12 protein-coding genes are annotated in these 13999 nt (G+C 59.0%); 7 read left to right on the top strand and 5 right to left on the bottom strand.

The genetic code is table 11. From position 1 onward, the window contains the following. The first annotated feature begins 92 nt into the window (after positions 1 to 92). The gene (locus ABD837_RS04705) at positions 93 to 632 is read left to right on the top strand and encodes a hypothetical protein (RefSeq protein ID WP_345050907.1); all 540 of its coding nucleotides are present in this window, start codon (positions 93 to 95) and stop codon (positions 630 to 632) included. 85 nt (positions 633 to 717) lie between these two features. Here ABD837_RS04705 and ABD837_RS04710 read toward each other — a convergent pair whose 3' ends face one another. The 4 genes from ABD837_RS04710 to ABD837_RS04720 form a co-directional block, all read right to left on the bottom strand. After that, positions 718 to 1443: a hypothetical protein gene (locus ABD837_RS04710; protein ID WP_345050910.1), complete on the bottom strand. Its 726-nt coding sequence runs from the start codon at positions 1441 to 1443 to the stop codon at positions 718 to 720. Between the two features lie 126 nt (positions 1444 to 1569). Then, complete coding sequence (locus tag ABD837_RS04715) at positions 1570 to 3132, bottom strand: hydroxymethylglutaryl-CoA reductase (protein WP_345050912.1); 1563 nt, start codon at positions 3130 to 3132, stop codon at positions 1570 to 1572. 61 nt (positions 3133 to 3193) lie between these two features. Beyond that, the gene (locus ABD837_RS24945; protein WP_425554293.1) at positions 3194 to 3688 is read right to left on the bottom strand and encodes a TonB family protein; all 495 of its coding nucleotides are present in this window, start codon (positions 3686 to 3688) and stop codon (positions 3194 to 3196) included. Positions 3689 to 3701: 13 nt separating this feature from the next. Beyond that, the gene (locus ABD837_RS04720) at positions 3702 to 4463 is read right to left on the bottom strand and encodes an energy transducer TonB (RefSeq protein ID WP_345050914.1); all 762 of its coding nucleotides are present in this window, start codon (positions 4461 to 4463) and stop codon (positions 3702 to 3704) included. A 264-nt stretch (positions 4464 to 4727) separates the two neighbouring features. Here ABD837_RS04720 and ABD837_RS04725 point away from each other — a divergent pair, with 264 nt between their 5' ends. Both ABD837_RS04725 and ABD837_RS04730 read left to right on the top strand, forming a co-directional pair. Continuing rightward, positions 4728 to 5543 carry a phytanoyl-CoA dioxygenase family protein gene (locus tag ABD837_RS04725; protein WP_345050916.1) on the top strand — a complete coding sequence of 272 codons (816 nt, stop codon included), beginning with the start codon at positions 4728 to 4730 and terminating at the stop codon, positions 5541 to 5543. An 85-nt stretch (positions 5544 to 5628) separates the two neighbouring features. After that, positions 5629 to 6408: an SDR family NAD(P)-dependent oxidoreductase gene (locus tag ABD837_RS04730; protein ID WP_345050919.1), complete on the top strand. Its 780-nt coding sequence runs from the start codon at positions 5629 to 5631 to the stop codon at positions 6406 to 6408. Positions 6409 to 6472: 64 nt separating this feature from the next. Here ABD837_RS04730 and ABD837_RS04735 read toward each other — a convergent pair whose 3' ends face one another. Next, entirely contained in the window at positions 6473 to 7177 is a 705-nt protein-coding gene (locus tag ABD837_RS04735) for a phosphatase PAP2-related protein (protein ID WP_345050921.1), read from the bottom strand. A gap of 157 nt (positions 7178 to 7334) precedes the next feature. Here ABD837_RS04735 and ABD837_RS04740 point away from each other — a divergent pair, with 157 nt between their 5' ends. The 4 genes from ABD837_RS04740 (at position 7335) to ABD837_RS04755 (ending at position 13958) form a co-directional block, all read left to right on the top strand. Further along, positions 7335 to 8651, top strand: coding sequence for an amidohydrolase (locus ABD837_RS04740; RefSeq protein ID WP_345050923.1), 1317 nt, complete (start codon positions 7335 to 7337; stop codon positions 8649 to 8651). Between the two features lie 103 nt (positions 8652 to 8754). Continuing rightward, positions 8755 to 8946 (top strand): hypothetical protein, encoded by a 192-nt coding sequence (locus ABD837_RS04745; RefSeq protein ID WP_345050925.1) that lies wholly within the window; start codon positions 8755 to 8757, stop codon positions 8944 to 8946. Positions 8947 to 9284: 338 nt separating this feature from the next. After that, a complete protein-coding gene (locus ABD837_RS04750; RefSeq protein ID WP_345050927.1) occupies positions 9285 to 11714 on the top strand; it encodes a M4 family metallopeptidase in 2430 nt (809 codons plus the stop codon). Between the two features lie 228 nt (positions 11715 to 11942). Then, the gene (locus ABD837_RS04755) at positions 11943 to 13958 is read left to right on the top strand and encodes a M4 family metallopeptidase (protein WP_345050930.1); all 2016 of its coding nucleotides are present in this window, start codon (positions 11943 to 11945) and stop codon (positions 13956 to 13958) included. The last annotated feature ends 41 nt before the right edge of the window (positions 13959 to 13999 follow it).

Genomic DNA, 13999 nt, shown 5'->3' on the forward strand with positions numbered 1-13999 from the left:
GCCTAACTTGTAGGAAGAGGTCTCGTAGTTGCTCCCAAACTTTTTAGTGGCAGGGGTGCGTATACGAAGCTCAATCATTATTCCAACTATTTATGAAGAAGCTGCTTTTTCTCGCCCCTGTGCTGGTGCTACTAACGGTGTTCGGCTGCAAAAAGAGCGTGCTCGATGACCTGCTGACGTTTACCGTGGACGTATCGCAGAATTCCCGCATCCCACCGCCCAGCATCTTCTATACCGGCCTGCCCAAGCCGGTATCCGTCATTACGAACTCGGAGGCGTCGTTCCGTAACAACAAAACCACGCGCGACAAGGTCAAGAACGTGCTGCTCGACCAGATGCAGCTGACGCTGGTGAGTCCAACTAACCTCAACTACGATTTCCTCGACAGCCTGAAGGTGTACATCAACACGCCCAAGGTTAATAACCGTATTCTGCTCGCCTACCTCTATAATCCGCCCAGGGGCGTGAAAACCCTGACGCTGGTTCCGACCACCGAACGGCTCGACGACTATCTGAAGGCTGAGACGTATGAGTTGACGGTGTATAGCCGGCAGCGGCCCAATTATTTTATCAGGGATTCGCTCACTATTCGTTCCGATACCCGCTTTAAGGTTACTGCCAACTCGTTGTAGAAGGTTCGCCTCCCGAAAATAAAAAGGCCCTTTTCGCACGTGCGAAAAGGGCCTTTTTTCTGTATTTAATCGCGAGCCAGGTCCGTTATTTCACCACGGCCAGGCGGTTGAAGTAATCAATCATGCGGGCCACGTCGGTGGGCTTGTCGTAGAGCAGCTCCTTGGTTTGGGCAAAGGCATTCACGGCCTCGGCCCGGTTGCCGAACAGGCGCTGCACCGCCGAGCGGCTCAGTTCCAGGGGGCGCAGGGGCTCGGTTGGATTGTTGCCGGCTCCTACCAGCAATAGCGGGGCCATCGAGAGGCGGCCGGCCACGGCATCGGCTCCCGAGGTGTAAAGCCAGGCCAGCAACAGTGGCCCGGCGTCAACCATGGTGAGTACCTCGACAAACTCGCGGCGCTGGCCGGCACTTCCTTCCTTCACCAGGCGCGGGCGGAAGCGGCGCGGGGGCGTAGCCTCGCCGGGCTCGCCCAGGTCGAAGCCCCGCAGGCTGCCCACGGGCCAGAGGTGGGTCGAATCCGTATTGATAGAGTCCTGCGCTTCGAGCAGGCGCATGCCGGCGTGGTAGCGTAGGCCGGGCACAGGCCGGTAGCGCCCGTCGAAGGTGCGCAGTGAGCCCGGTTGCAGCGAGCCATCGCCAAAAAAACCCGAGCCCTGAGCTTTCAGGCTGGCACGCAGGGTAGCTTCCTGCGGCTCGTGGTTGGCTTGCGCATATACCGTGCGGGCCTCGGCAATGTCACGGTTGGCCTGGGCCAATGCCGGCTGGGTACCAGCTGCAAAGCCAAGCAGAAGCAACAGAAAGGTAAATTTCACGAATAGTCCTACTAAAACGGTGATAAAGAAAAACAATTGACTAGCACACCATCAAAAATACAATCGGCGGAGCATTATTGATGTTGTTGTCTTCGCTTTTCAAGCACCGTGCCACAGCTGCGGCAATTAACGGTTGCGACCGTACTGTTCGTGGCTGCTTACCCAGTCGGAACTTGAGATGGCGGCGCCCAGGCTTAGCTCGCCGGCCAGCACCACGCCGGCCACTATTTCGGCAAATTTGCGCACCGTGCCCCGGCCCACGCAGCCCAGCATGCGCAGGCACTCGTTTTGGGTGGCCAAGCCGGTGCCGCCGCCGTGGGTGGCCACAATCAGCGACGGAATGGTGATGCTGATGTAGAGGTCGCCGTCTTTGGTGACTTCCGAATACAGGATGCCGGCGCTCGATTCGCTCACGTTGGCTACGTCCTGCCCCGTGGCAATGAACATGGCCGTGATGCCGTTGGCCGAGTGCGCGCCGTTGTTGTTGGCCCCCGAAAGGAAAGCGCCCACGTTGCTCACCTGCCCGTGATAGGCCAGCTGCTCGGGCGTCACGCGCATGCGCTGCATCAGCACGTCGCGCTTGATGACGGCCTCGGCCACCACGCGCTTGCCCCGGGTCCGCATCACGTTGATTTGCGAGGCCTTCTTGTCGGTGGCGAAGTTCGATTCGAGGTAGAAGTGCTCGACCTTCGCGCCCTTGTAGTTTTCGAGAATCCAGGAGCAGGCAGCAAAGGTGGCACGGCCCACCATGTTTTGCCCGGCCGCATCGCCGGTGCTGAAGTTGAAGCGCAGGTAGGCGAACTTATTGCTGAGGTAGGTATCGATGTATTGCAGCTTGGCCACGCTCGACGTGCTTTCGGCCTGCGGCCGAATCAGGTTGATGTTATCCTCCACCCATTTGCCGAAGTCGCGGGCTCCTCGCGCGTCATCAAATACAAACACCGGCGCGCGCTGCATGGCGTCGCCAATAACGGTGCACTTCACGCCGCCGCACAGGTTCAGCAGCTGGATGCCGCGGTTGTAGCTCGCCACCAGCGTGCCTTCGGTGGTGGCCATCGGAATCAGGAAATCGCCCTGAGCGTGTTCGCCGTTCACGGTGAGCGGCCCGGCCAGGCCCACCGGAATCTGGGCTACCCCCATGAAGTGCTCGCAGTTGCCCTGCAGTTGGTGGGGGTCGAAGGAGTAGTGCTTGAGGTGCTGGAACTGCTGCCCCGAGAACTCCTCGGCGAAACGCTGGCGGGCGGCAATGGCGGCCTCGGCGTAGTCGTCTTCGTTCGAGCGCGGAATGCGCGGCTTCGAGCTGGCTACCCCCACAATGGCGTCTTCCACCTCCACGTGCAGGTCGCCGAAGGCATCGGTGGCAAACCACATCTGCACGCGGTGCATGCCCTCGGGCAGAGTCGGCGTATCGAGCAACACCGTGATGGAGCGGCCCACGGGGAGCTCCACGGCCTGGCCATCGGCATCAATCGCGGTGGCGGCGCGCTGTTCGCCGTTGCCCAGGTCGACCCGGATTTTGTCGGCTGGCACTTCCAAGTCGCCAATCTGCACCTTTGTGAAGCTGGTCACCTTCACTGTATCAAGCCGGTTTTTGAGGCTGAAGGCGACACCCGCATTCTCGGGCTGGTTGTGCAGGCTGCCGCGCGTGTAGAGCAGCTTGAGAAGCATGGGGCTGGGCGTGAAGACCATAGGAGCAGTGGGGGCGGAGGTTGGATGGATAAGGTGTGCGGGGGAGTGAAGGTGAGGAATATTATCGAATTTTAAATAGAATGGGCACGGTAAGCGTGACTGTGGCCGGGTTATTAGTGGTATCAGCTCCGGGTACGAATTTGCCGAGAGCGCACACTGTCTTTATGGCCTCTATATCAAAATCGGGGAGAAGGCTGCGAACTACGCGTGCATCGTACACTTTGCCATCTGTGCCTACATCGAAAGCTACCCATACATTTCCTTCTACACACCCAAGCATTCTTTTGGGCCAGCGCAAGTGTTGGTAAATGGCACGCATCATTCCAGCATGTCCACCATCTTGGTATTGGGGAGCGCAAGTAATGTGGGCACCACTTGGGGGCGGTACGAAAGGAGGCCGTTCGGTGGCGTGAACAACGAGACCTGATAAATCTGGCTCTGATTCCCGTTGGGAATGCTGAGCATGCGCTGCAGCTGGTAGCAGTACTAACGCCACGAACGCTGCTTGCCAGCTTCTGCAAGCCGCTGTAGTTGCTTTTGGGGCGGGTTTGGGCATGGTTTGGGCGTGGTTATTCCCTTCTGAAAGTAATCGGCAAGGTCATGCTTACCGGTACGGCTTGTCCACTTTGTTTGCCTGGCGTGAAAGCGGGCAATTCGCGCACTACCCGCAGGGCTTCGGCATCGAGCAGTGGATGAATGCCTTTTACCACTTTTGCATCGCGGAGCAACCCATCCCTGCTTACAACGAAGCTAACAAACACTCTTCCTTCCGCATCTACCAGTTCACTGCCCTGGGGCCATTTTACGTGTTGTTGGACGTAAGCCGCGATTTGCGGGTAGCTGCGGCCTTGCAGCGTAGGCATTACTTCGGCGTAAGTTCTGGTTGTAGCAGGGGCCAGTGAGGAATGCTTTTTATCAGGTAATGCTTCTATTTCTCCATCAACAAAGCTTTCGGGGTACTGGGGCATTTGCTTGCTGACCAAATGCTTAGTCGTCGCTCGCGCCACTGTTCGCCGCACCTGCGCCAGCGCCTCCCGCGCGGTCATTCCCTGCGCCACTACCAGTACCAACGCAGCCACAAACCAGCGCAACCGCCTACTCAGCGCCGGCGCATCCTGCACTTGCGCGGCTCCTAACCGGCCACACACGCACCCATCGGGTGCGGCGGCACGGGCGGCAGCCAAGTCGGCGCGCGGGTTGGGGCTCTGGCTGAAATCATGTACCACGCGCTCGCACTGCCCGCAGAAATTTCCCTGCGGATGCGGCGCGAATTCGGTGGGGTTTACCGGGCAGGGATTGAGTTTCGCGTTGAAAGTAGGCAGTAGCAGCATGGCGATAATAAGGTAAGGCGCGGCCCCCGCGCTACCCCTACAACGTGCTGGCCGGGTGCGGCAGTATGCGGGCGGGCCAGGCAGTAAATTCACCTGGCGTTCACTTGGCCAAGCCGAATTTTGGGCCCGATAAAAACTGCCGTGCCGCTGCGCGGTTATAGCGCCCGCGCCACTCAGGCCCGGCAGCGGACGGGCAAGGGCCGGGCCCTACCTATTACCTTTGCGTGGCGCTGGGCTCTCCCGGCGGCCTTCCCTCTTTCTGCTATGGCCTTATCTGCTGATTATCCACGCTTCACCCTTGGCAGTGCCCTCACGGCCGAGCAACGGGCGTTTTTTGCTAAATACGGTTTCCTTCACTTTCGCCCCTTCGCCTCGCCCGAGCACGTCCGACAGATTCTGCAAGCCACACAGGAAGTGCAGGCGCATTGGATAGCCGAAAGCGTGGAAAAAGTGAACGGGGTACCCATCAAATACGGGCATGACGTGGACGGCTCACGCATTGTGCAGCGTTTTGCTTTTGCTTCGCAGCACCACCCTGTGCTGCACGAGCTGCTCCAGGACGAGCGTTTCGAGGCTCTGTTCCCGCTGCTCGAAGCCGAAGGCGGCCGGGTGGGCGAAAATGAAAAGGACGGCCTCGTAGTGAATCATTACGTGAACGTGCCCGGCTCCGAGTTCAGCCAGATGGGCTGGCACACCGACTCGCTCCGCGACGTGTTCTATGGCAAGCGCATCGGCCCAATGCTGAACGTAGGCTTGCACCTCGACGGCACCAAAGCCACCAACGGCGGCCTGCGCATCATCCCCGGCACCCACCGCCAGGGCCTGCACAAGATGCTGTTTCGCAAGAAGTACTACAAAGACGTGTACTACGACCCCAACGAAATGGCCATCGAAACCGAGCCCGGCGACCTCACCGTGCACGACGGCCGCATGTGGCATCGCGTGGCGCAGTCGCCGCTCGTTGGCGAAGCCAGCCGCCGCCGCGTGATGTACGTGCCCATCATTTCGGGCAAGTACCAGCCCAAAAGTGAGGACAGCCCCACGCCGTTCTACCTACGCTTCCTGCACTTGGTTAAGTAATCAATGGGTGAATGGATGAATGGGTGAATGGGGCAGTTTCGCCTCAATCATCCTTCATCCATTCACCCATCCACTTATTATAGATATGTACGCACTTGTTACCGGCGCTTCGCGCGGCATAGGCCGGGCAATTGCCCTCCAATTGGCTCAGCGCGGCTACGACCTGCTACTGGTAGCGCGTTCCGAAGACCAGCTCACCGCCCTGGCCCAGGAAATAAGCACCCGCTACCAGCACCAGGCCAAAGTACTAGCCACCGACCTCGCTGCACCCGATGCTGCCGTTGCCGTAGCAGCCTGGGCCACTGCTCAAACCGACCAGGTAGCGGTGCTTGTGAACAACGCCGGCTACGGCCTCTGGGGACGCTTCGAGCAGCTCAGCCTGGCCGAGCAGCAGAACATGCTGCAGTTGAATATGCACCTGCCCGTGGCCCTCACCCACGCGCTGCTGCCCGCCCTGCGGAAAGTGTCGAAATCATATGTTCTGAACGTGGCCAGCACCGCTGCCTACCAGGCGGTGCCCTCGCTCACGCTTTACGCCGCCAGTAAGGCTTTTTTGCTAAGCTTCAGCCGTGGCCTTCGCTATGAGCTGAAGGGCACTGGTATTTCGGTGAGCTGCCTGAGCCCAGGCGCTACCACCACCAGCTTCGCCGACCGCGCGGGCATGGGAGCCGAACTGCAAGCCACTGCCAACAAAGTATCCATGACTGCTGAAGCCGTGGCTGAAATAGCCGTTGCCGGCCTATTGGCTGATGAAGCGGAAATAATCCCCGGCGTGCTCAATAAAGTGTCGGCTGGCCTCACCAGCGTAGTTCCCAAGAACCTGGTCGAGAAAATTGCGGCTGGGATTTACGAGAAGTATTTGTAGCGTTATAAAACATCAACACAAAGAAGGCTCTACGCTACCGTAGAGGCTTTTTTGTGTTGATGTTTTATAACTCCGGCGCATGTTGCTGCCGTTGTTGGCAGATGCGCTCGGCCAACCAATAGGCAAACCAAGCGAACAAAGGCGCAGCCAGTACATCGTAGGAATAATGCACGCGCTGCACCAGCACGAGCAGGCCCACTGCCACCATCGCCAATCCCATTGCCCAGCGCCAGCGGTAGCCCCGGCCTGCCAGCAACAGCAGCATCATGGTGGCAGTATGGCCCGAGAAGAAGAGGTCGCGCACGATGGGCTGGGTGGTTACCTCGAAAATGCGGTCCATCACCGGGTCGTGCAGAATAACCAGGTTGGTGGGTGGCTCCAAGGGCAGCAGCCATAGCGTGGCAATGCGGAGCAATTGGAGCAGATAATAGGCCCACAGCGCTTGCAGCAAGCGTTGCGGGCGTGGCAGCAGGTACACCAGCGTGGCCGCGATGGCCCCATAAATAAGGGAAAAAACGAGCGTGGAGTGGTCCTGCACTGGCAGCAAGTCCAATAGCGGGTCGGCCAACGGTTGGCCCGGGCGGGCCTGCACGAAACGGTAGAAGCCCGGCACCACCGGCAGCAGGCCCAGCAGCAGCGCCACTACCACGCCCAGCCGCATCCGGAAGCTCCGATGGGCCCAGGCAGCCGGCCAGCCGCGCCGCCTGGGGGACAGGGCGGGGGACTGGAGATTGGAAGAAGCAGTAGGCGGAATTAAAGCGGTGGCCACAAGCTGACGGTAACTCGAAATAATGCGCTGATAACAGAATATCCTGCGAAATTACGCCATTGGCTGAACAGGAGCGCGCCGATGGGCAATGCTGCCGTAACATTGCCAGCCGGCCAGAACGTGTCGTGTTTCTTTTCCTAACTGCTTCCTTCGCCCTATGCGTTTATTGTTTCGTGTTTTGCCAGCTGGCCTCGGGCTGGCGCTGGCCGCCACTACCGCCCAAGCTCAGAATGCTGCTCTTGATGTCCGCATTGCCCAACTCGCCGTGCAGGAAGAAAGCAAGGTAATTGCCTGGCGGCGCGACATTCACGAACACCCCGAGTTGGGCAACCAGGAAACCCGTACCGCTGGTATCATCGCTGCTCACCTCAAAAAGCTGGGCCTTGAAGTGCAGACCGGGGTGGCCCGCACCGGCGTGGTGGGCATTCTGCGCGGCGGCAAGCCCGGTCCCGTGGTGGCCTTGCGCGCCGACATGGACGGCCTTCCCCTCACCGAAAGCAACGACCTGCCCTTCGCCTCCAAGGTGAAAACCACTTACCTGGGCCAGCCCGTGGGCGTGATGCACGCCTGCGGCCACGACACTCACGTGGCCATGCTTATGGGCACGGCCGAGGTACTGAGCCAGGTGAAAGCTGACCTGCCCGGCACCATCAAATTTATTTTCCAGCCCGCCGAGGAAGGCTCGGTGCCCGGCACCGAGGGCGGGGCCAAGCTTATGGTGAAGGAAGGCGTGCTTACTAATCCCAAGGTGGATGCCGTGTTTGGGGTGCACATTCAGGCCCAGACCGAGGTGGGCAACCTCTCGTACCGTCCGGGTGGCGAAATGGCCAGCTCCGACCGGTTCTCCATCACCGTGCATGGCAAGGGCTCGCACGGCGCCTACCCCTGGAACAGCGTGGACCCAGTGGTAACTTCTGCCCAAATTATTATGGGCCTGCAAACCATCGTAAGCCGCGAAATGAAGCTGACCGACGACGCGGCCGTTGTAACGGTGGGCACCATTCACGGCGGGGTACGCTACAACGTTATCCCGCCCGATGTGGAGCTTACGGGCACTATCCGCGCCCTCAACCCCAGCACCCAGAAGCAAATCTGGGCATCTATCCGCCGTATTGCCACCAACATTGCCGAGAGTGCCGGCGCTACTGCCGACGTCAGCATCGAGCCCTACGTACCCGTCACGACCAACGACCCTGCGCTTACGGCGCGCATGCTGCCAACCCTGCGCGCCGTGGCGGGCACCGAGCACGTGCGCGAAATCAAGGCGGTGACCGGTGCCGAGGATTTTTCCTTTTACCAGGAGCAGGTACCGGGGGTGTTTCTGTTTGTGGGCGGCATGCGCAAAGGTCAGGAACCTGCTACCGCCGCCGACCACCATACGGCCGGCTTCCGCATCGATGAGAGTGGCCTGACGTTGGGCGTGAAAACCTTAGCCACCCTGGCCGCCGACTACCTCAGCGGTTCCACCCGCTAAGGCAGCGCTATGAATAATGCTTGAGCAGGGTATTCATTCTATATGTCCCGGCCGCAGCTGCAGCTAGCAGCCGGTCAGGGCATCTCACCCTACTGCGACCAGCTTGCACTTCGTGCTCCCCAACAATGCTGAGCCAGTATCGGTAACGGTGCCCAACGTGCGCGGTGCAATGGGAATCGCTGTTCCCTGCAAAGGCAATGGCGAGCTTAACGTGTCGGGCCAAGCCAACGGCTTGTACCTAGTATGTAGGAACGATGGTCCTACCTCGTTTGCCCAGCGTTTCACGAAGAAGTAGGTCTTTGAGACTGGCAAAAAAGGTCCGTCGGCGATGCCGACAGACCTTTTTTGTGTTTCAGGTCTTTGATTATACCAAAATCAATAATTATAAATAAAATTATATATCAAGTGATTTACAGCCTAGAAATGTGAAGGCGATTATAGTCGGAGTAATAGCTGAGGACCCAAATGTTATTATGGGGGTAAAAAATAAAATTTAAAAAGTAATTAATGATTTTTTAATTAGAAAATGTGAAAAGTTCAAATTAATAGAAGATATTGCCGAACAATTCGCAAAGAATAGCGTCTAAGCTTGACAAATACTCATTTTCAACAATCAACTTCAACCCCACTTTTATGACCAATAAGTACTCGGCAGCTGCCTTGTTATTGTTCGCATCGTTCGCTTCGGCGCAGGCGCAAGATGCAGCAAGAATTGCAAATAAAGTACTCGGCAACGACGGCCAGCCCGAGCTGGTGCAGTTCACTGCCGAGGGCAAAGCTGCCATGCGCGGCCTGAGCGGTGACCAGGTATTGCGCCAGCAGCTGGCGTTGACCAAGGCTGACCAAATGATGCAGCGCACTGCCGAAACCGACCAGCTCGGCTTTGTGCACCAGCGCTTCGCTCAGTACTACCAGGGTATCCGTGTTGAACACGCCGATTACCTGGTGCACAGCAAAGGCGGCGCAGTAGAATCCATCAACGGCGACTTTGACCGCATCTCGGGTCTGGACGTTAACCCTTCGGTAAGCCAGAAAGCAGCACTCAACAGCGCGCTGGCGCACATAGGTGCCCGTACCTACATGTGGCAGACCGCCGAAGCCAATGCGGAGTCCTTTAAGCCCACCGGCGAACTGGTGATTGTGCGCGACCGCCGCGCCGGCGAGAACGGCCCGCGCGTGCTGGCTTGGAAATTCAACGTGTACGCTGCTGCTCCCGTGAGCCGCGCCTTCATCTACGTGGATGCCCACACCAGCCAGGTAGTGTTGCAGGACGATATCATCAAGCACGCGGCCGCCACCGGTACGTTTGCCACCGCTTACAGCGGCAGCCGCTCCTTCACCGACGGCACCACCACCGGCGGTTACTTCCTGCGCGAAGGCACCACCCGCGGCCTGGGCATCGAAACCTACAACTGCAAGAAGGGCAATAGCTACACCGCCGCCGTCGATTTCATCGACGCCGATAACAACTGGACTGCTACCGAATACAACAACGCCAACTTCGACAACGTAGCCGGCGACGCTCACGTGGGTGCTCAAGCCACCTACGACTACTGGAAGAACGTGCACGGCCGCAACAGCTACGATAACGCCGGTGCCAAAATCAAGAGCTACGTACACTTCGACGACACCCCTGCCACGGCGGCCGGCTACGAGAATGCCTACTGGAATGGTTCAGTAATGACCTACGGCGACGGTGCCACCCGCTTCCGCCCGCTGACTTCGCTCGACGTGTGCGGCCACGAAATCGGCCACGCCGTGTGCGAAAAAACGGCTAACCTGACCTATTCGAACGAGTCGGGCGCCATGAACGAAGGCCTGTCCGACATCTGGGGCGCTTCGATTGAGGCATACGCAGTAGGTACCCTCGGCTTCACTTCAGGCGGCGTAAAAGCAAAATCGACCTGGCTCATTGGCGAGGAAATCGACAAGGTGCAGGCGGCACTGCGCTCGATGAGCGACCCCAAGTCGCTGGGCCAGCCCGCCTACTACAAAGGCGTGAACTGGTACACCGGCACGGGCGATAACGGTGGCGTGCACACCAACTCGGGCGTACTCAACCACTGGTACTACATTCTGGCCGTAGGCAAGTCGGGTACCAACGAAGGCGGTGGCGTGTATAACGTAACCGGCGTGGGCATCGATGCTGCCGCTAAAATTACCTACCGCATGGAAAGCGTGTACATGGTCGCTTCTTCGACCTACGCACAGGCTCGTTCCTACGCCATCCAGGCCGCTACCGACCTGTACGGCGCCGGCTCGGCTCAGGTAACGGCGGTAACCAACGCCTGGTTCGCTGTAGGCGTGGGCGCTGCAGCAGGTGGCACTACGCCCCCTCCCGCTACTGCCTATTGCACCAGCAAGGGTACCAGCCAGGCATATGAGTACGTCAAACTGGTGCAGCTTGGTAACATCAACCGGACCTCAGGCGCTGATGCTGGCTACTACAATGGCACGGCCACCAGCACCAGCGTAGCCGCCGGCTCGTCGCAAACCATCACGTACCAGACCGGCTTCACCGGCACAGCCTACGCCGAGTACTTCCGCATCTACGCCGACTGGAACCAGAACGGCGTGTTCACCGATGCTGGCGAAACGCTGGTTTCCTCGACTAACACGGCCGCTGTTACCACCACGCGGAGCGCCAGCTTCACGGTGCCCACCACCGCCAAAAACGGCCCGACCCGCCTGCGGGTAGTAATGAGCGACAACTCGGCTACCAACAGCTGCGGTACTTACAGCTACGGCGAAACCGAAGACTACACCATCAGCGTAACCGGCGGCACCATTACGGCCCCGACCCTGACCGGCGACGCACCGACCCGCAGCGAGCTGCGCACGCTGAGCATGTTCCCGAACCCCGCCACCGACGTGCTGAACCTCTCGCTGAGCGATAACGCAGCTATCACCAGCGTTATGGTGAACGACCTGCGCGGTGCCCGCGTATCCGGCGCTACGTTTGGCGAAGGCACGCTGCACATCGGCGGTTTGGCCAAAGGCATGTACACCCTGACCGTGAGCGACGGCCAGAAAGTGTACCACCAGCGCTTCGTGAAGGAGTAGGTCTTTCTGAGCTTGAAACGAAAAGGCTTCCGGTATCGCCGGAAGCCTTTTTTCATGCCCGGCAGGCCACTATGCTCTTAATCTGGTATGCAAGCAGGATAGAAGTGGAATTTTTTTAATAAAGCACGAGTTAATTGCGAAATTCCTCATAAAAGCGCGTTATTCACTAAACGATTAGTGGTAATCTGCGTAACCACAACAATATTTTCATCATTTAACGGTTCTAACATGATTAATAAATACTCTGCTGCCACGTTGTTGTTGATAGGTGCGCTCGCCGCACAGGTTGCCCAAGCCCAGGAGGCTCACCGCCTGGCCGGTAAAGTGCTCGGCGAAAACGGTCAGCCGGTCCTGGTTCGGTTTTCGGCCGAAGGCAAGGCTGCCAATCGCGGCGTATCCACCGAGCAGGTGCTGCGCCAGCAGCTGGCCCTCGGCACCGCTGACCAGTTGCGCGCTGCCCGCGTCGAAACCGACCAGTTGGGCTACACCCATGAAAGGTTTTCCCAGTATTACCAGGGCGTGAAAGTGGAGCACGCCGAGTACTCCGCGCACGCCAAGGCCGGCTCAATCGAAAGCATCAGTGGCAACATTGAGAAGATTTCGGGCCTGAATACCAAGCCCGCGCTGAGTGCATCGGCTGCCCTTACCCGCGCCCTGGCTTACGTAGGGGCCCAAAAATACATGTGGCAGGACCTGGGCGAGGAAACCTTGCTGAAGCAGGAAACCGGCAAGTCGGCAGCCAGCTACTACCCGCAGGGCGAGCTGGTGATTGTGCGCAATACCCGCTCGACCCGTTCCGAAAGCAAAAACCAGTTGGCCCTGGCCTGGAAGTTCGACGTGTATGCCCAGGAGCCGGTAAGCCGCGCCTACATCTACGTGGACGCGCAGACCGGCGACGTGGTGATGCAGGACAACATCATCAAGCACACGGCGGCTACGGGCACCTTTGCCACCGCTTACAGCGGCACCCGCAGCATTGGCGACGGCACCACCACCGGTGGCTACTTCCTGCGCGAAACCGGCCGCGGCAACGGCATCCAGACCTATAACATGAAGAAGCTCACCCAGTATGCCAAGGCTGTCGACTTCATCGACGCCGACAACAACTGGACGGCGGCCGAGTACAACAACGCCAATTTCGACAACGTAGCCGGCGACGCTCACGTGGGCGCTGAGGCTACCTACGACTACTGGAAGAACGTGCACGGCCGCAACAGTTACGACAACGCCGGTGCTATCATCAAAAGCTACGTGCACTACAGCCGCAGCTACGAGAATGCCTACTGGAATGGTTCGGTGATGACCTACGGCGACGGTGCCACCCGCTTCCGCCCGCTGACTTCGCTCGACGTGTGCGGCCACGAAATCGGCCACGCCGTGTGCGAAAAAACGGCTAACCTGACCTATTCGAACGAGTCGGGCGCCATGAACGAAGGCCTGTCCGACATCTGGGGCGCTTCGATTGAGGCGTACGCCGTGGCCAGCCTCGGCTTTACCTCGGGCGGCGTGAAGGCTAAGTCGACCTGGCTCATTGGCGAGGAAATCGACAAGCAGCAGGCGGCTCTGCGCTCGATGAGCGACCCCAAGTCGCTGGGCCAGCCCGATTATTACAAAGGCATCAACTGGTACACTGGCACGGGCGATAACGGCGGCGTGCACACCAACTCGGGCGTGCTCAACTACTGGTACTACCTGATTGCCACCGGCAAAACTGGCACCAACGAGAAGGGAGTAGCCTTCTCGGTAGCCGGGCTCGGCCTCGACGCGGCGGCTAAAATCACCTTCCGTATGGAGAGCGTGTACATGGTCGCTTCTTCGACCTACGCACAGGCTCGTACCTACTCAATTCAGGCTGCTACCGACCTGTACGGTGCCGGCTCGACGCAGGTAACGGCGGTAACCAATGCCTGGAATGCCGTGGGCGTAACCACCGGTGCTGCCATGGTAGCCCAGACTTCGGGCACCGCGACCGTAGCATCTGGCGCAAACTATGCTTTAACGGTAGGTGACAGCCATGCCTTGAGCCTGTACCCAGTGCCAGCCACCAACGAACTGCACTTACTGCTCGACGGCAACAGCGAAATCGTGAGCGTGCAGCTGAGCGACCTGCGGGGCGCAGCCGTAACCACGGCCCGCTACAACGGCAACGGCACCCTCGACGTGAGCAACCTGGCCAAGGGCATGTACTTCATTAACGTAAGCGACGGCAGCCAGACCTTCCGTCAGCGCTTCGTGAAAGAGTAGCCTGTAGGCAACTGCCAAAAAGGCCCCGCCAGCATTGCTGG

The organism is Hymenobacter glaciei (assembly GCF_039539585.1).
GTDB classification, from domain to species: Bacteria; Bacteroidota; Bacteroidia; order Cytophagales; family Hymenobacteraceae; genus Hymenobacter; species Hymenobacter glaciei.